This window comes from Ammonifex thiophilus (assembly GCF_003368535.1).
GTDB lineage: Bacteria > Bacillota > Desulfotomaculia > Desulfotomaculales > Ammonificaceae > Ammonifex > Ammonifex thiophilus.
This window is the reverse complement of sequence record NZ_QSLN01000017.1, coordinates 1-21,368: the sequence shown is the minus strand read 5'-3', so window position 1 is coordinate 21,368 and position 21,368 is coordinate 1. Positions and strand designations below refer to the sequence as shown.

General features: G+C 55.5%; 14 protein-coding genes. 2 read left to right on the top strand and 12 right to left on the bottom strand.

Annotation, left to right across the window (positions count from 1 at the left end; translation table 11 throughout):
* Positions 1–106: 106 nt before the first annotated feature.
* Positions 107–499, top strand: a complete 393-nt coding sequence (locus tag DXX99_RS09110; RefSeq protein ID WP_115793175.1) for a NifB/NifX family molybdenum-iron cluster-binding protein — start codon at positions 107–109, stop codon at positions 497–499.
* A 122-nt stretch (positions 500–621) separates the two neighbouring features.
* Here DXX99_RS09110 and DXX99_RS09105 read toward each other — a convergent pair whose 3' ends face one another.
* The gene (locus DXX99_RS09105) at positions 622–1,344 is read right to left on the bottom strand and encodes a phosphoribosyltransferase (RefSeq protein ID WP_240610888.1); all 723 of its coding nucleotides are present in this window, start codon (positions 1,342–1,344) and stop codon (positions 622–624) included.
* Positions 1,345–1,745: 401 nt separating this feature from the next.
* Positions 1,746–2,963: a DUF6141 family protein gene (locus DXX99_RS09100; protein WP_115793174.1), complete on the bottom strand. Its 1,218-nt coding sequence runs from the start codon at positions 2,961–2,963 to the stop codon at positions 1,746–1,748.
* A gap of 413 nt (positions 2,964–3,376) precedes the next feature.
* Between DXX99_RS09100 and DXX99_RS09095 the strand changes: the two genes are divergently transcribed.
* Complete coding sequence (locus DXX99_RS09095; RefSeq protein WP_115793173.1) at positions 3,377–3,745, top strand: cyclophilin-like fold protein; 369 nt, start codon at positions 3,377–3,379, stop codon at positions 3,743–3,745.
* 12 nt (positions 3,746–3,757) lie between these two features.
* Here DXX99_RS09095 and DXX99_RS09090 read toward each other — a convergent pair whose 3' ends face one another.
* From DXX99_RS09090 to DXX99_RS09045, 10 genes are all read right to left on the bottom strand, one after another.
* Positions 3,758–4,717 carry an ADP-ribosylglycohydrolase family protein gene (locus DXX99_RS09090; protein WP_115793172.1) on the bottom strand — a complete coding sequence of 320 codons (960 nt, stop codon included), beginning with the start codon at positions 4,715–4,717 and terminating at the stop codon, positions 3,758–3,760.
* A gap of 110 nt (positions 4,718–4,827) precedes the next feature.
* Positions 4,828–5,574: a hypothetical protein gene (locus DXX99_RS09085; RefSeq protein ID WP_115793171.1), complete on the bottom strand. Its 747-nt coding sequence runs from the start codon at positions 5,572–5,574 to the stop codon at positions 4,828–4,830.
* The gene (pglZ, locus tag DXX99_RS09080; RefSeq protein WP_115793170.1) at positions 5,571–7,586 is read right to left on the bottom strand and encodes a BREX-3 system phosphatase PglZ; all 2,016 of its coding nucleotides are present in this window, start codon (positions 7,584–7,586) and stop codon (positions 5,571–5,573) included. The genes DXX99_RS09085 and pglZ overlap by 4 nt, the downstream gene beginning before the upstream one ends.
* Positions 7,587–10,400, bottom strand: coding sequence for a DEAD/DEAH box helicase (locus tag DXX99_RS09075; RefSeq protein WP_115793169.1), 2,814 nt, complete (start codon positions 10,398–10,400; stop codon positions 7,587–7,589).
* Positions 10,401–10,446: 46 nt separating this feature from the next.
* Positions 10,447–12,183 (bottom strand): ATP-dependent nuclease, encoded by a 1,737-nt coding sequence (locus tag DXX99_RS09070; RefSeq protein WP_115793168.1) that lies wholly within the window; start codon positions 12,181–12,183, stop codon positions 10,447–10,449.
* Between the two features lie 50 nt (positions 12,184–12,233).
* Complete coding sequence (locus DXX99_RS09065) at positions 12,234–15,044, bottom strand: DNA methyltransferase (protein ID WP_205664686.1); 2,811 nt, start codon at positions 15,042–15,044, stop codon at positions 12,234–12,236.
* A gap of 274 nt (positions 15,045–15,318) precedes the next feature.
* Positions 15,319–19,038 (bottom strand): DUF6079 family protein, encoded by a 3,720-nt coding sequence (locus DXX99_RS09060; RefSeq protein ID WP_115793167.1) that lies wholly within the window; start codon positions 19,036–19,038, stop codon positions 15,319–15,321.
* A complete protein-coding gene (brxF, locus tag DXX99_RS09055) occupies positions 19,035–19,532 on the bottom strand; it encodes a BREX-3 system P-loop-containing protein BrxF (protein WP_115793166.1) in 498 nt (165 codons plus the stop codon). The genes DXX99_RS09060 and brxF overlap by 4 nt, the downstream gene beginning before the upstream one ends.
* 477 nt (positions 19,533–20,009) lie before the next feature.
* Entirely contained in the window at positions 20,010–20,162 is a 153-nt protein-coding gene (locus tag DXX99_RS12160; protein ID WP_420809011.1) for a topoisomerase DNA-binding C4 zinc finger domain-containing protein, read from the bottom strand.
* A gap of 128 nt (positions 20,163–20,290) precedes the next feature.
* Positions 20,291–21,148, bottom strand: a complete 858-nt coding sequence (locus DXX99_RS09045) for a sulfite exporter TauE/SafE family protein (RefSeq protein WP_205664685.1) — start codon at positions 21,146–21,148, stop codon at positions 20,291–20,293.
* Positions 21,149–21,368: the final 220 nt, after the last annotated feature.

The following is a 21,368-nucleotide window of genomic DNA, read 5'->3' as shown; positions in this document are numbered from 1 at the left end:
CGTCACTCCACTTTCGATTCCCTCTTCAAGCAGAGGAATGAAGAGGCGGGTTGAGGAGAAAAATTAAAAAAGTCGATTAGGCGGTAAAGAAAGGGGGCAAAACTTTATGAAAATCGCCGTTTCCGCCAAAGGGGACACCCCGGAGGCGCTGGTGGAGCCCAATTTCGGTGAATCCAGCCACTTTCTCATTTACGACACCGAGAGCGGAAGCTACCGGGCAGTGCCCAACCGGATGAGGGAAGAACCGGAGGCAGGCATCAGGACGGTGGAGATGCTTAAGGAAGAAGGAGTGGAAGCCATCGTCACCGGCAACCTGGGGCCCAACGCCCTTCAGGCCATAGCCGCCGCCGGCATGGAGTGCCGCATAGGGGCCGGCGGCACGGTAAAAGACGCAGTAGAAGCCTACCTCCGGGGAGAGCTTTCTCCCGGTACCTACGCCGGAGGTGGCTTTTGCCCCAGCCCAGAGCGCGAGACGCTGGATTACCGGCAGATACCGTAAGAGGCGGTTACCCCGGCGGGAGGAATTCATCCGGGATCCGCCCGCCAAGGATCGAAGAAGCCGTGAGGGGGCCTGTGACGGCCCCCTCCTTTTCTCGACTTCCTGCAGCGGAGCGCTTCAACTTAGCGGGATCCATTGTGCCGGCTCAGGAGCTCCTTGACCTCCTCCTCGCTCACGTCGTACCAGAGCTCGTAGGCGTCGGCCACGGCGAAGCGCCAGCCGCTTCGTATGTTGGGGCAGTAAATGGCCTCCACATAGGGCGCCACCCTCTCCAGAGCGCCCCAGTGGGCCGTGGGCACGGCCACTATCAGGCGATCGGCCCCCAGTTTCTGCAGGGCCTGGATGGCAGTGAGCATGGTGAAGCCGGAAGCCAGACCGTCGTCCACCAGGATCACCGGTCTTCCCTTGAGCTGGGGGAAGGGGCGGTCCCCCCGTAATTCTTTGACCCTCCGGGCCACCTTGGCCGCCGTCTTTTGTCGCCCCTCCTCTATTTCTTCCTCGGTCAGTCCATAGTAGGAAATTAGCTCCTGGTTCAAAAGCAACGTGCCGTCGAAGGCCACCGCCCCGTAGCCGGCCTCGGTAGTCCAGGGCAGAGTGATCTTGCTCACCACCGCCACATCGAGCTCCAGCCCCAGCTCCTCGGCCAGAACCGCAGCCACCGGTACTCCACCCGCCGGGATGGCCAGGACCAGAGCGTTGGAGCCCCGGTACTTCTCCAGCATTCCGGCCAGCACCCTCCCCGCCTCTTCCCGGTCGGCGAAAACCCTCTCCTTACCCCGGAGCTCCGGAAGATCGTAAACTTTCCCCTCAGCGAACATGTTATTTCCCTGGTTCGTAAAACCCACCTGATTTAACTTCATTTAACTTCAGGCAAGGACTCCTCCGAACCAGGCACGTACCTCCTTTCCCGGCAAGTTTTTAGGTGCCAAAGGGTCTAGGCCCGAGATTTCTACCCTAAACTTATGGGGTGCGTTTTACCCCTGCAGAACGTGGTTTACCGGGATAGGGGTGGCGTCAACTCGCCACCGCAGATACCGCTCTGGAAGATTCACCCTACCAGGTTTGTGCCGACATCGGGCTAAACGGGGTCACCGGAAGGCGAAAGCCGGTATCTTTAGCTCGCACCAGCAGGAGTTGAAGCTTTCATGGCTTTTGCGGACAAGCCCGGCAACACCCCTCAACCTCATCAAACCACCTGGTTTTCCAAACTGTACAAAAGTGTTGTGACATCCAGGCAAAATCTCCCTTAGCGGCCCGCCGGGTTCCCGGTCAGGGCCTGCTCCAGGACCTGCTGTAACTCCTCCGGCCTCTGGGAACCGAGCAGGACCACCTTTCCGTCCGTCAAGAAGAGTTCCACTCCCTGGTTGCCCGTCACTGTATAGGCCACACCATCAGCACCCCACCACCAGATTCCCCAGCGGCCGAGCTCTCCGAAAGGGTCGAAGATCCTGACCCGGCTCTTCGCTAGCCTAGAGAAGGGGATACACCGGTAAGAAAGATGATACGGAAAGTAGCGGAAGTACAAAGCCCCTTCCTGTACTACTGTTTCCAGGTAAGCGGTTCCGAGGACCAGGGGAAAGATAACGCCGAAGACTAGCCACAAGACCGGGGTTACATATTCAGGAGGATCGTGGCTTAAAACGAAGAACTGGAGCATCATAATCCAGAACACGGCTGCCAGGAAGAGAAGCAACAGCAAAAGCCAACCGGGCATTCGCTGCACCTCGCGAAAAAGCGTCCTTCCCTTATTTATCTCCCTCCGCTTCACTCTATCTACCAGATACCCAAACAAAAACCAGAGTCCTGCGATGCCCGGAGCCAGCGCCAGCCAGGCCCACCTGGCCGCCTGCGGAGTCTCGAAGGATGGCGGACGGCCGGGCTCTTTCATCTCTTTTCCGGGTCCTTCCACTCCTTCCTGTGCTCCTCCGGCCAGCAACAGATGGTAAAGCTTTTCCACACCCGGATGGGCCAGCACGTAATACCGGCCATCATACTGCAAGACCAGCATCTTTTGGGGGCACAGGTAACAGAACACCACCGCCTTTTGCCCGTTAGCCAGCTTGCACCAGCCAGTGGTAAGTCCCGGAGTGCCGTAACCGTTTGTTCGTAGCACCGGCCGCCAGGAACTTGAGCTATCCACCAGTGCCACCCTGGTGTTCTTTACCTCGAGTTCGGCCGCGCCCGCCCAGGCGGTGATCCGAAGCTTGCCGTTCGACAGCTGCCAGCCGGCACCCACCTGGCTTAACGGCATGAGAAACCACCACAGAGAAATAGAGAAGGTGATGAAGAGCAGAAATATCAGGCCCCACCGGTATTTCTCCCTATCGCGCAAGCTCCTCAGCGCCCATATAAAAGAAAGGAGCGATACCAGAGGCAGCCCGGGAAAGAGCAGAAGCATTACCGGATCTGGAGGCCAAAAGGAAGCCAGCAGCACTTGAAGGTAATCAAGCTGGTAAGACGCCACCCTGATCCCCCCGGTTGACCGGCTGATCGCCTTTCGCAAACATTATCTCTGCGACAGCTGGATGAAGGAAACCACCTCGCCCGTCACCTGCGGTTCGAACTTGTTGGCGTTGGGTCCCTTTCATTAAAAATACTTAAGATCATACTCAGAGAAGTTTTGGCAGAGTTTCTTCCTGGTAGAAATTTTCGGCACGAAAAGCTCGGTTCCTTTGTCCTACCGGAGCCTCCTGCTGTCACTTCCCCGGAAAAAGAAAAACCTGGCCTTTCATCCGGGTAAGCGCCATCCCGAAACCTGCCGAAGTCCAGGGACTCGATGGCTTCCCTTCCGAGCCATCCCGGCGGGTGTCTCCGCCCTCCGGCCCTGCTATTATGATAACAAGAGAAGGTTTTCTCCAAGGAGGTTTTTGGCCGGTAATGCAGGTGTGGCTGGAAATAGGGACGCTCAAGCTTAAAATCGCCCTCAACGATACTCTCACAGCCAGGAAGGTGTGGGAAGCCCTGCCCCTTGAAGCTGAGGTCAGCACCTGGGGCGACGAGATCTACTTCGCGACCCCTTTGGAGCTTCTCCAGGAGAAGCCGCAGGAAACGGTGGAGCTCGGGGAGGTGGCCTACTGGCCTCCGGGCCAGGCTTTGTGCGTCTTCTTCGGCCCTACCCCCATATCGGGCCCGGGAGAAATCAGACCCTACAGCCCCGTCACGGTGATAGGGAAAGTGGTAGAAGGGGAACTTGAAGCCCTGAAGGGAGTGCGCGACGGTGAAAAGGTGAGGCTTACCAGGGTTTGAAAAGCAAGAAGCTCAGCGCTCCGCTTCTACCAGGGCCATAAGCCCCTCCACCGCGGCGTCAAGCCTCGCTCGCTGGTTATCATCGAACTTGGCCAGCCAGCGCTGCGGTATGGCTCCGTACCCGTACATCACCCCGGCAAGGCCCCCGGTGACCGCCCCGGTGGTGTCGGCATCCCCGCCCAGATTGACCGCTTTTACCACGGCTTCCTCCAAGCTTTTCGAGTGGGCCGCGCACCACAGGGCGCAGGCCAGGGTGTCCACCGTGTAGCCGCTGGGCCTGAGCCGCTTTTCCGGCCAGTCAAACACTCCTGCCAGTTTCCCTGTCAGCAAAGAGGCCGCCCGGCCCACCTCGCCCGGCGGCGCCTCTTTTTTCATCTCGGCCAGCGCCCGGGCAAAGGCCGCCGGGAGCTCCTTCCCTTCCAGCAGGCCCTGCACTGTGCGGCAGTACAGGAAGCACGTGAGCCCCGCCTCCGGATCCCAGTGCGTCATGCGGGCTATCTCCATGCACCACATGTAAAGCTCGGCCGGGTCCGGGTAAGCGAAGGCCAGCGGAAGCGTCCGCATGAGCGCCCCGTTGCCAGCGGTGAGCTTCAGGTGCTGGTGTACCTCCCTGGCCGCCCGGTGCCAGTTGTCTATCTGGTAGCGATCTCTCAGAAAGGTGTAGACCAGAAAGGTCGAACGAACTATGTTCCCGATATCCGGAGGATCGGTGGCCCACCAACTAAGAAAAGCCTCTCCTATGTGCGGCACCGGATCGGCCGGGTCCTTGATTACCCCCTCGGCTACAGCCAGCATCATCTCCGTGTCGTCCGTCCACTCCCCGGCCTTAAGCCACCCGTCAACCATATCCTGAAGAATGCCGTGGCGCTCCTGGATCTCCGCCCGGGACATCCCCTCCACCGGAGCTCCCAACGCATCCCCCACCGCCAGCCCGTAAACTCCACCTCTTATCCTCTCGGCCAGCGATATCATGACTATCACCTCTCCTTGCTTCCCGGCTTCACATTCTGCTCCGGCTGCACCAGTACCTCGGAGAGAAACCCCGCTTATCCTTTTGGGCGGCAAGTTCGCCACCGCCGGTCTTAGCGGCGTCTCTCCGCTACTACCATATCCTTGTCTCCGCCCTGGCGCTGGACGGTGAGACGCCCGTTTTCTTCTATGGCCCAGGGAGTTATATTTCTTAGGCGAAAAGGGAAAAGAGCGGGTGACGCAACCAGCTGGTCCAGAGGGTACAGGGTAACCCCTCTGGCGATAAGGGTCGCTTCTACAAGCCAAGCGGCCAGCCTTTCGTCCTCGATCTCGCGCACCGGGCCACTCTGATAAACGCCTTTGCGAGGGGTATCTTGGAGAACGCCCCAATCAACAAAGCAGCGGATTACCCGCTGGGCAGCCCGAGTTACGGTCTCCCTTTCGCCCAGCTGCTCGCACAGCCGCCTTAGAACCTGCGCCCGCGCAACCGAACCCTGCAGAAGCAAAAGCCTACCTACGATCTCGGCTACGGCGGCAACAAAGGGATAAACTGCCATGGTCATACCCCAGTGCACGGCCAGGCGGAGCTCCGGAGACACAGCCTGGAGCAACTTCAGCCCGTCGTTTCGAAACTCCACCAGGGACTCGGGAGGTGATGACCAGATTTTTAGCAGAATGACAATGGCTTTTTCCCGGTTACCAATGGTAGGAAAGTCCCGTCCCACCGAAAGATGCTTTTTCAGGAGCTCTTCGAGCCGAGCCTTGATTTCCTTCCTCGAATGGCCTTCTATTACCAGCTGAGCAGTGTAATCGAGCCACTCGAGCCTTATCCGCTGGCTGAATCCCACCTGTGCTTTCACAAGGTTTTCCCCCTAACGCGCTCTACGTAGACAAAAGGAACAATTACCTCCTCCACCGAGATCCCCCCGTGGCAAACCACCTTCTCCCCCTTAGGGCAGAAGGCGGAGCGGCCAGCCGCCAGCAAGGGTAAAAAATTATCGGGAAGCCCGATGGATTCCCATTCCAAGGCCTCCGGGAATTGCTCCTTGGTCCGTTTTCTCAGACCTTTATCGGAATAGATCCGGGCCCGGTAGCCCCGGTAGTCAACTGTCGCTCCTTCTGCCGGACGTCCTATACCCTGCGCCTCGAGATTGCCGTGATCTGAAGTCAGAAAAACCTCAAATCCCTCTTCAACGAGAAACTCCAGCAGTTTGCCTAGATAGCTCATTTGTGCCCACTGGCGCACCTGGTTGTGCATTCCCGCCGTTCCGAGCTCTACCCCATGCATGATCTTATCCACCTTTTGTACCACCAAGCCCAAGACGAAGCTCCGCCGCTCAGGAATTTCTCCTACTTCTTTTTCTGGAGACTCGTCGCCAGCTACGTTCAGGTAGCCTATTTCGCTTTCTCTCAAGCCTTGGTCGGCCCAGAAACGAAGCCACAAAGAGCATTCCTTACCAGTGCTATCGAGGTAGCTCGCGAAAAATAAAGGTGGTTCTCCTGCAAATATAGCTTGGCGGGAAACCGAGGTCAACGTAGGAACCCAGGCGAAAACTGCGCTTTCGTGGAAGCGGAACTGAGGCCATCTATCTGCAAGGACTTCTTTTACGACCAGCCACTGGTCCATAGCAAGCCCGTCCACCACAATCAGGGCCAGTTTTTCAAATTTCTTCTTATCCCGTAGGTAGGCAAGATAGCGAGGAATATGGTGAACCATTGCGGGAGGAACGGCCGGCTGGTTGTAAAGAGCGCTGTAACGCTGCTGCATCCAGATTAAAAAGGCCTTGTCCACCTGCCGGCGGAGATTGCCGTACATTTCGTCTGCTTGCTTTGCTTTTTCTTCCAGATGCTCTCCGGGAGCTAGAGGAAGTTCGAAATATAAAACGGTAAGTTCTGCCCAACGCCGCGCAAATTCCAGCCATTCGTGGTAGCGGGCGTGGTCTTTAGGTATCGACTTTTCCGCTGCTGCGGCCAAGCCGAAGAACCGCTCCCATGGGTCTTTTTTGAGGCCGACAGACACCCACTGACCGGCCAGCCTGTTCGCCTGCGGGTGGGGCACGGGAGTTAGATATCCTTCAAGGAAAAGATTGTCCATGTAGGGCTTGACCTCTGGATGATCGAAGGGGAGCAACAAAGGCCCGTCAAAGCGCAGGTCATAGGTGGCCGACGGCTCGGCGGCAAAACTGTTCCCGTGAACCAGGCGGTCAAGAAAGATTTTCCACCTCTCTTGCAGGAAGGCAAAGAAAGCTTCTTGATCGGAAACTATCTGCTCCAGCGGCCACTCAGTAAATCCTCCCTTGCTTTGCAGGACTTGGATAAAACGTTCTTCCAAGATTTTGGGCAGGCGCCGCCTTTGATAGTGATGCCGGATGAGAACGTGAAGGAGCTCGTGAGGTTCCCTTATACGCTCCGGAAAAATTCCGAACACGTGATTTAAGACAAAGTCTTTGGTGGCGTTGTCCCCCAATCTGCTGTGGCAATGTCCTTGGCAGGCTTTGTAAAGGAGGTCAAAATCCGCTCGATCCAGTTCTACCAGTACCCGGTAGCTTAGCTGAGGGAAAATGTCAGCCAGGCTGAAGGAGACTCTTCGTCCGGTCTGCCAGAGGTCGTAAGGGAGGCAGTAAAGGTTTGAGGTCTGAACGATCACCACCAGCCCCAGAGATCTGTCTTGTTTCTGCAGCGGCTTGTACTTGGATTCATAAAAAAAGCGGAAGTGCACCGGATCGTCGTAGATAACAACCTCGTAGTTGCGCTCCCGGAGGGTGCGAAGAATTTCTTCTTCTACCAAAAGTCTATCCGGATCGGCAACCAGGATCAGTTCCCCTGCTCCCGGCTCAAATTCGCTTAGGATAAGGTCGCGCCAGCTCTTCATTTAGTCCAAGCCCCCTACCACCCTGACCACGAGGAGAGGCACCATTTCCGGCACCACATCGGCCTTTTTCTCAAGTTTCCTTAGCCACTCTTTCTCTTCTTCCTCCAGCTTGGCCAGGCGATGGCTGCGCACAGCGGGCAGGCCAAGTTGCATCACAGCTTGCCTCCTGGCGCTGAAAGTGTACATGCCTTTTTCTCTTTCGCGGTTTAAAAAGTCCTGGTGGGCCCTCAGGAGCTCCTCGTAAACTGCGTGCCCTTGCTTTTCGGCAATTTCCCGAAGGCGGTTGAACGCTTTAGCAGCTTCCGGACCTTTCAAGTACTCCTCGGGCTCCTGCGGTTCGCCGGAGAGCAACCGATCCCAGATACGTTGCGCTGCAGGTAGAAAAGTCCGCCCGTCGTCATGCAGGAAGAGGGGAATCACACGCTGCTTGCGCCAGGACTTATCGGCGGTGCAGACGGCTATTTTCCATAAAGACCAGAATCCCCGCACCTCTTCCGGCAGATCGGCCAGCCGCATGACGGGAATCGGTTGTCCTGGGAAGAAAGGCGAAAGCTGGGCCATGAGACGACTCACACGGGGATCTTTTAAGGCCAGGTAGGTCGCAGAAGGTGTAACTTCGGCCTCTTTAGCAGTAAATACCACGTTTTCCTGCTTTTCTCCGTCGGGCCAGACGAGGCTCCAGGTTCGCCCTTCCCGTTTGGCCTGGCCGTGCGCCTTCAAATAGGCTACGGTCATGGTTTCCGTCCAGTATTCGATGCGCGGGTCTATCAACTGCGAAATTCGGGCGGGGTCAAAGGCTTTTTCTCCTTCCAGAAGGGAGGCACTCTCCCGCATCACTTGGGCCTGTTCCCGGAGGGATTTCAGGAGGGAAGACACTCTGTCTTCCAATTTTTCAGGCTCCATTAAGGCATCCAGGTACAGCTTATCGAAAATCTTTTCGGCCTCGGCCGAATCGAGAACATCCGCCGTTTTGTCCACGCCAAACTCCTGCAGAATTACCGCCAGCTTCTCCTGCAGGACTTCCTGGACGCGGTGCTCCACCGTGCCCTCCAGAACGAAGTTTATCGCGCGGACTGTTTTCTTTTGCCCTATGCGGTCCACCCGGCCGATGCGCTGCTCGAGCCGCATGGGGTTCCAGGGAATATCGTAGTTTACAACTACATGGCAAAACTGGAGATTGACCCCCTCTCCTCCCGCGTCGGTCGAAATGAGGATCTGCGCCTCACGCGCAAAGGCTTCCTGCACCTTCTGCCGCTCTTCCAGATCCATGGAGCCGTTGAGGCAGACCACGGAAAAGCCTCGCTCTTGCAGGAAATCTCGCAGCATCTCCTGGGTGGGCACAAATTCGGTAAAAACCAGAATTTTGAGTTCGGGGTCGGCTTCTTCCTGCTGCAACCGGTAGATCAGCTCTAAAAGAGCCTCGGCTTTGGCATCGGGTCCGGCCGCTTCCGTGCGCCTGGCCGCCTCCAGAAGGGTTTTCACTTCCGCCCGCTCGTTCTTAAGGGCCTGAAGGCGCGAGGCCAGCAGCAAGTCCATCTGCTCTTCGCCGTCGAGCTCGGCCCACTCCTCCACAGAAGCTACCGGGAAAAGCGGGAACCCCTCCGGCGGAGCGCTTAAGATTTCTAGCCGCCGCTCTAATGCTGTGCGGATGGCTCTGGTGCTGGAGGTCACCAGGCGCTGCATCAAGATCATTAAGAAGCCCAGGTAATTTTTCTTTTCTTTTAGCGCTTGGTTGTAGCCCTGACGCACGTATTCCGTTACCGCTTCGTAGAGGAGGCGCTGCTCCCGGTGCCGCTCTCCCCAGGAGATGGGTAAAAGCCGGGTCTGCCTAGGCTTGAAAAGGGGTTTGCCTTCTAAATCTACGGCTTGGCGCTTTTCCGTCCGGATAACGTACTTGCGCACGCGTTCCCGGGTTACGCTTTCCCTATCTGGAAAGGCTTCCGGGTCTAAAAGGCTCAGGAGGCGGTGGAAGGAATCGGTCTTTCCCTGGTGGGGCGTGGCCGAGAGGAGCAGGAGGTAAGGGGCGGCTGCTGCCAGGCCCTGGCCCAGCTTGAAGCGGGCCACCTCGTCCGTGCTTCCTCCCAGGCGGTGGGCCTCGTCCACGATGATGAGATCCCAGCCGGCTGAGATGAGGTCTTCAAAGCGCTCGCGGTTATAGGCTGCCACCTGAGCCGCACCCCAGCCCCGCCGTTTCTCTAAAGGTTTTACGGAGTCCATGGGGACCACCGCCTGATCCACGTGCTTCCACGGGTTGCCGCCTGACAGGCGTCGTAAAGCCGAGAGGTCTTCCGGCAGCACCAGCTGGAAATCTTCGTTGAAATGCAGGCGCATCTCGCTCACCCACTGCCGTACCAGGCCCTTGGGGGCCACCACCAGCGTGCGGCGCACAAGCCCCCTGAGCTTGAGCTCCTGCATGATGAGCCCGGCCTCGATGGTTTTGCCCAGGCCTACCTCATCGGCCAGAAGGTAGCGAATTCGGTCGCTGGAAACGGCCCTGGACAAAGCGTAAATTTGGTGGGGCAGTGGAATTACCGAGGCCGAGAGGGGGGCCAGCAGAACCCCCTGGGCCAGCGCTTCTTCGATGCGGGCCGCGGCCGCCACGTAAGCCAAGTGGTGCGCTCCGAGGGAAGAGGTGTGCTCTTCCAGAGGCACAAGTTCCTCTGCCCGCACCCGCACGACGATACCCTCAACGGGCAGCCAGACGCGGCAGAAGGTCTGGCCCCAGAGCGTTTCCGTTTGGAGGATGCGGCAGGGCTCACCGCGACTTTTTAAGACAGCCCAGAAATTCCCATTAGGAACGTTTTCGCTCCTCATCACAGTCCATCTGGTTAAGTTCCAAATTCTCATAACTACCCAAGCCTTATTTTAAAGAATCAAACAGCCTTTTTAAGTCCTCGGGGATTTTTTCCACTGGGCAGTATCTAGCGATGGCTTCGGCTATTTCTTTTTTGCTACGACCTGATAACTTGACCAAGGCGTCACTGAACTTATAATTAGGATTTTGTTCTAGCTCGCGCCTAATCTCCTCAATTCTTTCTCTGACCCAATCATCTTTTATGTTATCGCCGTAAGCATTTTTTACTGACTCGTATATCACATCTACCTCAAAAGCATCTTCAAACTCTTTGTAGCCCACTGTAAATTGCTTTATTCCTCTATGACTTTTTAAATCTTCCAAAAGTTTCTTAGTCTCTCTTCTATATCTAAAATCACTATCTATCAAAACCACTAGCGGTATATCACTCATTAGTTCAGTTATAACACGGGCAAGATGGGCCACATTGTCGACTCCTTTCGCGTTTAAAAGCGTGATCAGTTCATTGTTCAGGGTACTAGCCGTATATTTCTTAAAAAGCATCGGAATAGCAATCTCTTCAGACTCTCCTTCAACAACCAAAATCTTCCTAGTAAAGAAGAGAGAGACATTTTCTATGCCTAAGGACTTAAGAATGTTTTTAACATCCTCTTCATCTCCGACCTGCTTAACATTTGTTACACCATTTTCGGGGTATAACAATCTTACACTTGATGGATTCACGTTATTCAAAATAAATGGAGAGTGAGTTATAACGATTACTTGATTTACTTGCGCAATTTGCTGTAACGTACTAATCAATTCATACTGGGCTTTTACATGAAGGTGCGTATCAGGTTCATCTAAGAGCAACAACTTAAACCTTTCACTGCTTTCTTTTTTCATTCTATGTCTAAGCAGAGCTAGAGTTGCTCGACGTTTAGTGCCGTCACCTTTCTTATCAAAAAGAATCTCCGTTCCCGTACTGTCTTTGAATTTCACACTTACCTGCACATCTTTTACTACATCACGAGGACAATATTCAATATTTATTGTGATTTCTTCAACATTGGGTAGGAATTCTCTAAGACTGGGTAGGACCTCTTTTTTTACTTCCTCTTGTCTTTGCTTTGCAATGCAGTCTAGATTTTCCTGAAATATATCAATAAGGGATTTTTGTTCTTCTCCTACTCTAACCTTGGCGTTCCACGTTCCTTGAAGGTCTTGCTTTAAGTAAATATCCTTGACAAATGCGCTTATATCCTCAAACTTTTTTCCGTCTAGGCGAATAACTTCTACCGGCATGTCAAACGACCCTTTTTCAATTTCCTCAGTCACATTGCGCTTAATTTTTTCCTCATTCCTCTGGAGGAGTGCCACAAAATCCTGCCTGATACCCTCCTGAGTCCTTCTGCGCGTAGGTTCTCCATACCGCATGAGCAATATCTTTATTGTTTCAACCGGAACTTCATCTATGCTCCCAGGTTCCTCCAGATACTTTTTTAGTTCACCCCAGCAAACTAATTCAGTAACAATAGAAATAACTCTTCCATCGCTTTCTTTTCTGAATTTTATACAGATTTTGCTAGACGGGAATTCCAGTTCACAAGATATCTCACTTTCACCAAAGCCAAAGTCGTTAGCGTCAGGTAATCCTTTCTCATCTATTATCTTCAGTATATCAAAAAGGGAAGATTTTCCACTATCGTTTTCCCCGACGATTATTGTCAAATCTGGCTCAAAGTTAATTTCAACATTCTTTAGACACCTGAAGTTAGAAACCTTCATTCTTTGCAAGGTCATCAAAGCCACCTCCTCAGGCGATTTGGGAAGCCCAATGTGGCCATGCGCTGTTACTCCCCCACCCTCGTGAGTGCCTGGTCGTACCACATGAGGAGTTTGGGGTCTTCCTGTAGGACGCTTTCCGGGATTTTGCGGGCGACTTCGATGATGGTCCGGTAGTCGCGCTCTTGCCAGGCTTTCTTGAAGCCGGCGCGCACAGCCTCCAGGCGGAAGACCTTGAGCTTGCGGCCGGTGAAGTTGCGGTACTCCTCGAACTCTTTGAGCAAAGCCTTTTCCCTGAGCTTTTCTAGGTCGGCCGCCTTGTTGGGGTCGGGCACGTACCAGCGGTCCTTGGCGGCAGCGATGAGCTCCGGGTCGTCAGTCTCAAGGCCCACGGCAGTCATGCGCCCCTCCGCTTCCAGTTTTCTGATCTTGTCCCGGTACTTCTCGGAGCACTTGAGCCAAGAAACGATCTGCTTCGGAATGGGGCCCCTGTCCTCGTAGCAGAGGAAGTTCTGGGCCAGAAGTTCTTTCAGCTCCAGGGGCTTTTCGTGCTTGTGCCAGCCGCTGGTCTGCTTGGTAAACTCCGGGTGGAGTTCCTGGAAGGTCTGGGGCTTTTTGGCCAGCTCGCGCCTGAGCCACTGGATGGCGCTGGCTTCATCTACAACAAAAAGCTCGAGTTGGGCCAGCTCTTTGGCTTTAAGGCGCCTTTTGTCGTACTCCACCACCTGTTCGGGCAGGAAGTACATGCCGTCGCGCTCCAGGAAGCGCTGCCCCAGTCCCTTGTAGAAGTCCGCCGCAGAAAGGGGCACCAGCACCCCCCGCTGGACGTGGAAGGCCACCATCCGGTCGTAGAGCATGTGGGCCGTTCGCTCCTGCAAAACCTCCAGGCGCCCGCCCTTCCCGGCCGGGATGGGCAGCTGCTTTAGGTGGGCGCGGACGAAGTCCCACGCCCCCTCTTCCGTGCCGGCTTTGAGCTTAAAACGCTCCTCCAACCCACCGTTTGGCTTGTATGCAGAAATAACTAGGTCCACCTTGACCGCGCCGCTTGAGGTTACTTGCTTAAAGGTCCCCTGCTTCTTATCCAGGGTGCGGACGTCAGCTATGACGAACCCGGCTTCCTGGATGGCCTCCTGGATGGCGTTCCAGACGCTGTTCTTGGAGTTGTGGAAGACCACCGTCATCCAGCGCCCGGGCTTCAAAACCCGGTAATACTCCTTGAAACAGCGGGTCATGATCTCCTGGTACTCCCGAAGTCCCTTCCCCTGCGCCTGGTTCTCCACCGCCTCCTCTTTGTTGTTGGTGAAAACTTTCAGCCAGGCCTCCCAGAGGAAGTTGAGTTCGGAGTACATCAGGTTGCCGCCGAAGGGGGGGTCGGTAAAGATGTAGTCAACATCCTGCCCGAGAAATAGCAAATACGATGAAGAGTTAGTAAAACAATAGAAACTTTGTGAACCATTATGCCACCGCTTTTGGGTTAAAGTTTTTAGCCTGTTTATGTATGAGAATATAGGAGATTTCTCAACATATATAGAAGGTACATAGAGTGTTCCTTTAACGCCTCCTGACATAGGACCGCCGCCACCTATAAAAAACTTCTTTATATCAACTGCTGTTAATTTGCTTGTATCGCGATTTTGTCCAGATAACCATAACCAGCCATTTAATCGATTTGGAAATCTAAAGTATAGTCCTCCCAACACCCACAAGTTTCTCTTCGTGTAAAAATGGTGCACGTGGGTGATGCCGTGAGACACTTTCGGCTGCTCGGTATTATACCCCTCCGGCATCCGATCGGTCGGGTACCAGTAGGGGATATCAAGGCTCTCGATCTTCTCGATGAGCGCCAGGTCAAAGGCATCCGGCGTCTTCTCAAAGCGCTTCTTGCCCACGCTGTAGTTGATGAGCACCGGCACCTGCTTGGCCTGGCGGACAGTCTCGCCTATGGCCTTGTCGAACTTCGTCACCCAGGCCCGCTCCATGCTGCGCTTGGTAAGGCGGGCGCCGCAGTGGGGGCAGGGAAACTCGTCGCGTACCTTCCCCGCTTCCTTATCCACCGCTGCCTCCCAGAAAACCACTTCTCCGGCGCAGGAAGGGCAGATGAAGACGTCTGACCAAACCACGTAGTTGATCCGGCCCCAGGGAAGGTCCGGGCTCCCCTTCTTGCGCTGGGGGAGTTCATCGAGTTCCTTAAGCGCCCTCTGCATCTGCTCTTCCATGGGGTTATGCAGGGTCAAGTACATCCAGCCGCACTCGGCCTCCACCTCTTCCAAAATGCGCCGCGCCTCGCGCGCAAAAGCTTCCACATCCACCGGGGTGTTGTAGTTGTAAGCGATGAAAGTGGCCGCCGGAGACAAATCGTTCAAGATAGCCCTCCGCGCTCCCAGCTTGGAAAAGGGCTTCCAGACCGTTTGGCCGTTCTCCTCCTCAGGTTTTAAGATGGTGCCGTCCGCTTCTACCCGGTAGCCCAGGGCCTCCACCGCGTTTCTGTCTCCACATAATTGGGCCGCTACTCCAGTCATGCCCGTGCCGCAAAAGCCGTCAAAAACCAGGTCCCCCGGCTCGGTGTAGTGCAGGATGTAGCGCATGATGGCCTTGTGCGGCACTTTGGTGTGGTAGGAGTGGGCATTGTAGATGGGATCGTTTTTCCCCTCGCTCACGTCGGCAGCAAAGGGCTCGCGGCGGTAGTTATCGGTTTCTGGATCGTAGGGCTTGCCGTAGTGCCGGATGAAATCCTCTACGAAGGGATTGGGGCAGGCAGTGTAATAAGGTGGATCGGAAAGACGCAAGATATCTTCCATCTTCCCGTGCGGGAAGCCCACTTCATCCTTCCAGAGCTGCAAAAGATCTTTGTGCGGCTCGCGCCGGGCCGCCCTGGCCATCCGCCTGGCCAGCTCCAAAAGTCGTTCCTCATCCCCCATCGGCCACTTCTCAATTGACTTCAAGCGTGCCACCGCTTCTTCCACGCCGGTGAAAGGCACTCCGCCAAGCTTAGCCTCCAGCTCTTCTAGAGATTCGCGCAGCTTGCCCAGGAAATAGGCCCGACGCGCCTCCTCAGATTCAAAGGTCAGCCCCAAACATTCCACTGGGCCCTGCTTCAAAGACTGCTTTTCCGGCGCAAAAAGTTCCAGGTCCAATTCCGCCACCTCGCTTCCCTTACTCCAGCACAATTCTTACCGTGTCCGGGTCCATGCCTTTCGTTCGCTCATTCAGGAAATCTTCGAAGCGCTTCTTTATTTCCTTCAAGGTGGCAGGTTGCCCATCGTGAGCCAAAGCCCTCTTTAGCTCGTCGGCTCCGATCGTTACCTTGTTGAGCCCCTTGAGCAGTTCGCGGACGGCCTGGATAAAGTCGTTTTCGAGTTCCGAGGGCAGCTTTTGCGTCTGTAAAAACTCCTCCACCTTAACTCTGACTTCCGGCTTCAAAAGCTCCAGGTTCTGCCGCACCGTCGGGTCGGCCAGGTTGTCGACAAGGGTCGCGGTCCAGCTTTCCAAAAGCCGATCCATCTCCTCGTCTAGAGACTGGAGAATCGTGGCTGCGGAGGCGTCTGCGCTTTCCTCCCTGGGCTTAAAGCCGCAGTGGGGGCACCAGGGCCTTTCTTCCAGCTCCTGTGTGGTCAGGTTGGGGCAGCTTTTGAGCTCTGCCAGCCGGTTCTGAAGGTCGGTCAGTTGGCCGGTAGGCAAAATATTTATGGTGGCCAGTTTCCTCAGCGCCTCCAGGCGCTTGTCCTTCAGGAACTCCGACTTGCGCCTGTCTTCAGCCGCGCCCAGCCTGGCCTTTGCATGGAGGGCCACGTAACTTTCGATGTAGCTCCTTTTTAGAGCCGCGAGTTCTCTTTCTATCTCCACCCTGGCGGCAGATGAGAAGTCGCTTACCCGAACCAGCAGGTCTTCCTTAACCTTTTTTGCCTCCTCTATCCAGGGGTGATGCTCCGGAAGAACTTTTTCGGCCTCGGAAAGATACCTCACTTTGGCGTCCATATCCTGAATCAGATCCAGCAGATTTTCTACCTGCTTCAGGGCTTCCAGTCCTTCCCTTTGAGCTTCTATCGCCGGCACATCGTACCGGAGGTTTTTGAGCATACCGGCCGAGGAGTAAACCCGGAGCGACTCCAGGAAGCCCTTGAGTTCGGCCAACTTGGCAGCGTAATTTTCCTTCCGATCTTTGGGAAGGAGCTCCTGGCCCCAGAGAAAAGTCCCGCTTCTAAGACGCTCTTGCGCCCGCGCCACCCGCTCAAGAAGTTGCTCCACGGCCGCCTGCAACCCCTGAACGGGTTCGCTATCCCCCTGGGTTACCTGCCGGGCCAGGCCGGTGGGGAGTCCAAAAAACTCGAAGAGGGCCTGCAGAGCCGGCAGGTTCCACTCCTTGGGCCGCTCCAGGTGCCGGAAGTTGACGAGTTCCTTGATGGGCGTTTCCACCAGTTCCCCGAAAGAACCGGCGTCAAATTTTCTGTTGCCCGGCAGGGCCAGTACGGCGTCGCCCGTGTACACCAGGGCGGCCAGAAGCACCACCACCAGCTCCGGTTCCAGGCGGTATTGGTCCGGAGCCATGTACTCAACACCGTACACGTCCTGAATCAATTCATCCCGGTTGAGCACCCGCCCCGGCTCTTTGGCCTGTAAAAGCTCGAGGATGTATCTGGCATACCTGGAGTTGCGGGGATGCAGCCGGCCGTCTTCTATAAGCTCCAGAGCTTCCAGGACCGCTCTTCCCAGCTTGGGCTGAACGGCCCCCTTCATCCAGCGCAGGGCATCCTGCGCTGCCTGGCCGAGATTCTGGCTCGTTATGAGCACGGAGAATTCGGGGTACTCAGGCGCCAAGTTTTCGAAATGAGCGGCTAAGCAGGTGGACGCCACCAGGTTGACGAGGTCCCTAACGTCAACTTCCCGGCTGGCGCGCAAAAGCCCCTTCTTGATCCATTCCTGCAATGGCTTGGTTCGGCCCTGATAGGTGACGTCAAAAGCGGTCAGGGCGTTCTCTCGCAGCCACTTTACCAGTTCCTGGAGATACTTATTGGCCTTTTCTTCGTAGATGTTTTTATCTTTACCCGAGGACACCTGAGCCAGATCAAAAGCCCCGGCATAGCGCTTAAGGTTGGTCTCGAAAAGTTCGTCTCGCCGCGAAAGGCGGAAGAAAACGTCCCGGGGCTCCTTCTCGTCTTTGAAAGGAGGGAGCTCGTAGATCGGTAAGAAAAAGAGGTAAAAATCACGGGGCGGCTGCGCCGTGGAGCGCTGGTTGGGGGTGCCGAAAAACATGTAGCCTATGCGAGGAGCCTTGCGCTCTTTCCACTCGATTTCGTATTCCCAGGCCAGGTGCGTGTCGGGGTAGTAGCTGTCGGAGCAATCGAGAACCCGGGCCAGGGCCTTAAAGTAAGCGTGATCGAGCCGCTGGTTGTCCAGGCTTTCGGCCCGCCTGTAGATTTGGGCGTCGTAATCCACAGTCTTCTTGATGTCGAGGTAGAACTGGCCGCTGGGACGGCCCTTGGCGTCTTGCTCGGTGGCCGAGATGAATTGTCCGTTTACCGTCTGCACGATAAGTCGGAGGGCGGTTTCCACCTCGCCCCGCAGGTCGTCGGCCGGATCACCTCCCAGCTCGGCCACCAAGGGATCAAAAAGGCATAAAGTGTCTCGCAGAGCTTCTGCCGTGAGACCTACAGGCTTCTCGATATCCCCAATGGTCAAGCGGTGCAGGCTCAAACCCCATATGATGCGCCGGGCCAGGTCTTTGTTTTTGCCTTTTGGATAACCGGTCTCCACCAGTTCTTCCAACTTGGTGCTTACTTCTATAACTTCGCGAACCTCGGGAATGGTGCGGAAGGAGCGGTCTTCCTTGAGCACCTTCCAGTAGTGGTCGTAAGAGAGAATGCCGGGGGCATCGGGAGGGACTTCCTGATCCAGCATCCCCTTTATGGCCTGAGAGATGGTCTTCAGAATGGCCCGTTTCTCCACATACCTTACGCGTTCGAACATCTCGATGTAGTCGGGATGGATGGGGAAAAGAGAAACAAACTCATCCAGCCGCTCGTTCATGTTCCCGTAAAAGCGGGTAAATTTCTGCAGGTGCTCTCTGATTTTTAGCTGCTGCTCCGCCGTTTTCTTAAGCAGGCGCTCCGCCACCACGAATTTGATGTCGCGCCGGGCAATGAAAACCTGCTCAAACCGGTCTTTTACTTTTAGGAGAGTATTGGCTACAGGAGCAAAGCGCGGATTGTCGAAGAGCGCTTCCTGCAGACCCGCTATGAACCGGAACCTCAGGTTCTTGCAAATTTCTCCGATTTCTCGGAGAAAAATCAAATCCAGCATCAATTCCTGATCTTTGCGGCTTCCCAGATAGTCCAAGAGTTCGTCTACCACCAGCAAAAGACCATGATCCGGATAACGCTCGTGAAAGGCCGCCATCATTTCTTCAAAGGCGGGTTTGTGGCTGGGAATTTTATCGCGGGGAGGGAACTTGAAGCTTACGCCCATCTGCGCCAGGCCTTCTTCCAGCACGGCGCAGATGAACTCGCGAAAATCCATAGTGGTGGAGCCCAGCTCCGTGCGGATCACTTTAAACTTCCCGGCGATGGGCTGAGCCGCCTCGGCAACTTCCGGAGACTTCAACCTGCCAACCAGGTCTTTATGCTCGGCAATGGCCGAAAGAACCGACATCAGGTGGGATTTGCCGGTGCCATAGTTTCCCACTACCAGGAGGCCTTTGTTGTCGGCGGGCCTTTCAAATTGGAGGTTGGGGAAGACGATCTCCGTCAGCCTTTCTTTCATGTCTTCTGAGATGACATAGGTGGCCACCAGGCGTTCGGCCTGAGAGTAATCGTCGGCGCTTCGCAGCTCGATGATCGTCTCCAGCGGCTCAAATTGTATAAGATCACCGTACTTCATGATTCGACCCCTTCCCTTTGCTCCCCCTCAGTTTCGATAAAGATGACGCTTTCTCCTTCCAGCGGGTAAGCGCGATACTCGGGGTGCCCCGGCTCGGCATATAAAAGCCGCCCTTCTTTAATGGAGCCGTCCCAGGCTGCAACCAGCGTCCGCCGGCGGGAAAGCTGCTTGAGCAACCGCAGGGGGTCAAGCCTAAGTGAAGGCTCGAAAAGCAGACTCAGGTTATCCAACAAAACGCAGGAACTTTCTGCCTGGCTTACGATATCTTCCATAAGACGCTGGGCATGTAGACAACGCTGCACTTGGGTAAATTCGAGAAGGGCTCGGCTCAGTTCTAGGCTGACGTCGATGTAAGGATAGTTTCGCTGCTCGGCGATTTCCTTAAGGGCGGTGGTCTTACCCGCGCCAAAAGGACCAACCACCAGCACTAGCTGATGGTAGGAAGAGCCTACATGGTCGATCGCATCTATTATCTGCTTTAAGAGGCAATCCATCCCTTTCCTCCGATCAGTTAATTACGAGATTCGCCAATCAAAAGGTTTTCCTTTCTGGCAAACTCGGCTTGACCCGGTTTATTAGATAAATCCAAAGTCTATTTTAAATCGACCTTGGGGGTCTCGACCCCTGAGTCCACGTACCGCTTAACACGCCGCCATGGAGCAGCGCTCATCAAACCACCCCCTTAAAATTGCCGCAGGTAGCTGTGTGTCTCTCTGGATGCCGACTCTGTCTGCATAGGGGATGAAAGAAACTATCTTGTCCAGCTGTGTTTATTGGAGAAAATCCCCTCCGACCTCCCGCAGTAAATGCACAGGCCCATCAACTCTACCCCCCACGAACTTTCCGCAATCGCAGTTGTCCGATCACGGAAAGCCCGGCGGGCCGACCTTGCATTTCTTCCTTCCCAGAAGCCGGTCCTGCTTTTTCTATCGATTTCGTCACCGAGGAAAAATTTCCTGCCCAAAGAAAAGCTACTGTAAATCGAGAGTGTATCTACAGGCGGGGAAGCGGTCGCAGCCTAAGAAAGGGCTGCTCGTGCGGTAGCACAGTTTCCCTTCGCCGCAGCGGGGGCACTGGAGGCCGAGCTCGGCTATTAACTCCTCTGCCAGTCGCCGGAGGCTCACCGTTTTCCGGCACTCGGAGCAGCTAAAGAGAAGTCCATCGCGGCCGCCGCGAAGCCTCCAAAGGAGGTCCACCGACTGGAGCTCTTTGCCGAAGTAGGAGATGAGCTTGCCTTTGGTGCGGGTAACGGCTACGTTGTGGGAGGCGAACTCTTGCCGGGATTGCTAGCTGCGGGCTCGGCTTCAGGCTTGGCTTCCTTTTCTTCCTTGGGCCTAGGTGTCCGCAGGTACCTTGCGCCGGTCCAGATGAGGACGGCGGCGAATACGGCCCGCAGAGCTCCTTCGCTCAAGAGATGCGCAGAGAAGCCTCCCAGGTAAGAACCGGCTATGATTCCCAGGATTAGCCCCGGCAGGATTTGGGCGTTGACGTTTCCCAGGCGCCAGTGGGTGTAAGCGCCCACTGCCCCTGCCGGCACCATGGCCAGAAGGGAGCTCCCCTGGGCAGTGTGTTGGGAAAAGCCGGTAAGCAAAACCATGGCGGGCACCATGAGGGAGCCTCCTCCCACACCCATCATGCCGGAAAGGAAGCCAGTGAAAAGACCAACAAAGAGGAGAATTAAAGCCTCCGGCCATTCTCCTATCCGATGGGAAGCGTGAAAGATATAGGGTTTGAGCAAGAGAAGCAAAGAGACAGCAATGAGGAAAGCGCCGAAGGAGCGCCTTAATTTCCATTCGGGCAAAGCGTGAGCGAAGCGGGCACCGAAGCGGGCGGTGAAAATAGCGGTGGAAGCCAGCAAAACGGCGGCCAGAACGTCTACTGAGCCCTCCCGGGCGTAAGAAAAGGCTCCGGCCAGGCCGGTGAACACCAGGGCCACTAGGCTGGTACCGTGGGCTTTGTGCTGGCTGAATCTCAGCACACCCACCATGAGGGGAATCATGACGACCCCGCCACCCAGTCCCACCAGGCCCCCGAAATAACCTGCGGCCAGGCCTATAAGTAGCCCGGCCAAGATATTGGTCTTCGGACCGTTCTCTTTCCGGTCTTTCAAGCTCCAGTTCCCTCCTGCTCAAGCGGTGGCAAGCGAAATTTTTCTTCCATTATAGCAAAACTTGGAGGTAGGCAAAAACTTTAAAGGGTGCGCGTGCGCGTCAAGAGTTAGTAGGTGGTTCGGGAGAAAACTTCTCTTCATGGAAACCTCGCCGCCAGGATAGTCCCGGTACCTGCGCCATTAAGGGATCAAACTACTGAGGCTAGGCCGGCTTAGTTCC

Bases quoted from the DNA above. Each gene is read 5' to 3' on its own strand.
- DXX99_RS09075 (WP_115793169.1), bottom strand. From the start codon at position 10,400: ATGAGGAGCGAAAACGTTCCTAATGGGAATTTCTGGGCTGTCTTAAAA.
- DXX99_RS09095 (WP_115793173.1), top strand. From the start codon at position 3,377: ATGCAGGTGTGGCTGGAAATAGGGACGCTCAAGCTTAAAATCGCCCTC.
- brxF (WP_115793166.1), bottom strand. From the start codon at position 19,532: ATGGATTGCCTCTTAAAGCAGATAATAGATGCGATCGACCATGTAGGC.
- pglZ (WP_115793170.1), bottom strand. From the start codon at position 7,586: ATGAAGAGCTGGCGCGACCTTATCCTAAGCGAATTTGAGCCGGGAGCA.
- DXX99_RS09070 (WP_115793168.1), bottom strand. From the start codon at position 12,183: ATGACCTTGCAAAGAATGAAGGTTTCTAACTTCAGGTGTCTAAAGAAT.
- DXX99_RS09060 (WP_115793167.1), bottom strand. From the start codon at position 19,038: ATGAAGTACGGTGATCTTATACAATTTGAGCCGCTGGAGACGATCATC.
- DXX99_RS09065 (WP_205664686.1), bottom strand. From the start codon at position 15,044: ATGGCCAGGGCGGCCCGGCGCGAGCCGCACAAAGATCTTTTGCAGCTC.
- DXX99_RS09090 (WP_115793172.1), bottom strand. From the start codon at position 4,717: ATGATATCGCTGGCCGAGAGGATAAGAGGTGGAGTTTACGGGCTGGCG.
- DXX99_RS09110 (WP_115793175.1), top strand. From the start codon at position 107: ATGAAAATCGCCGTTTCCGCCAAAGGGGACACCCCGGAGGCGCTGGTG.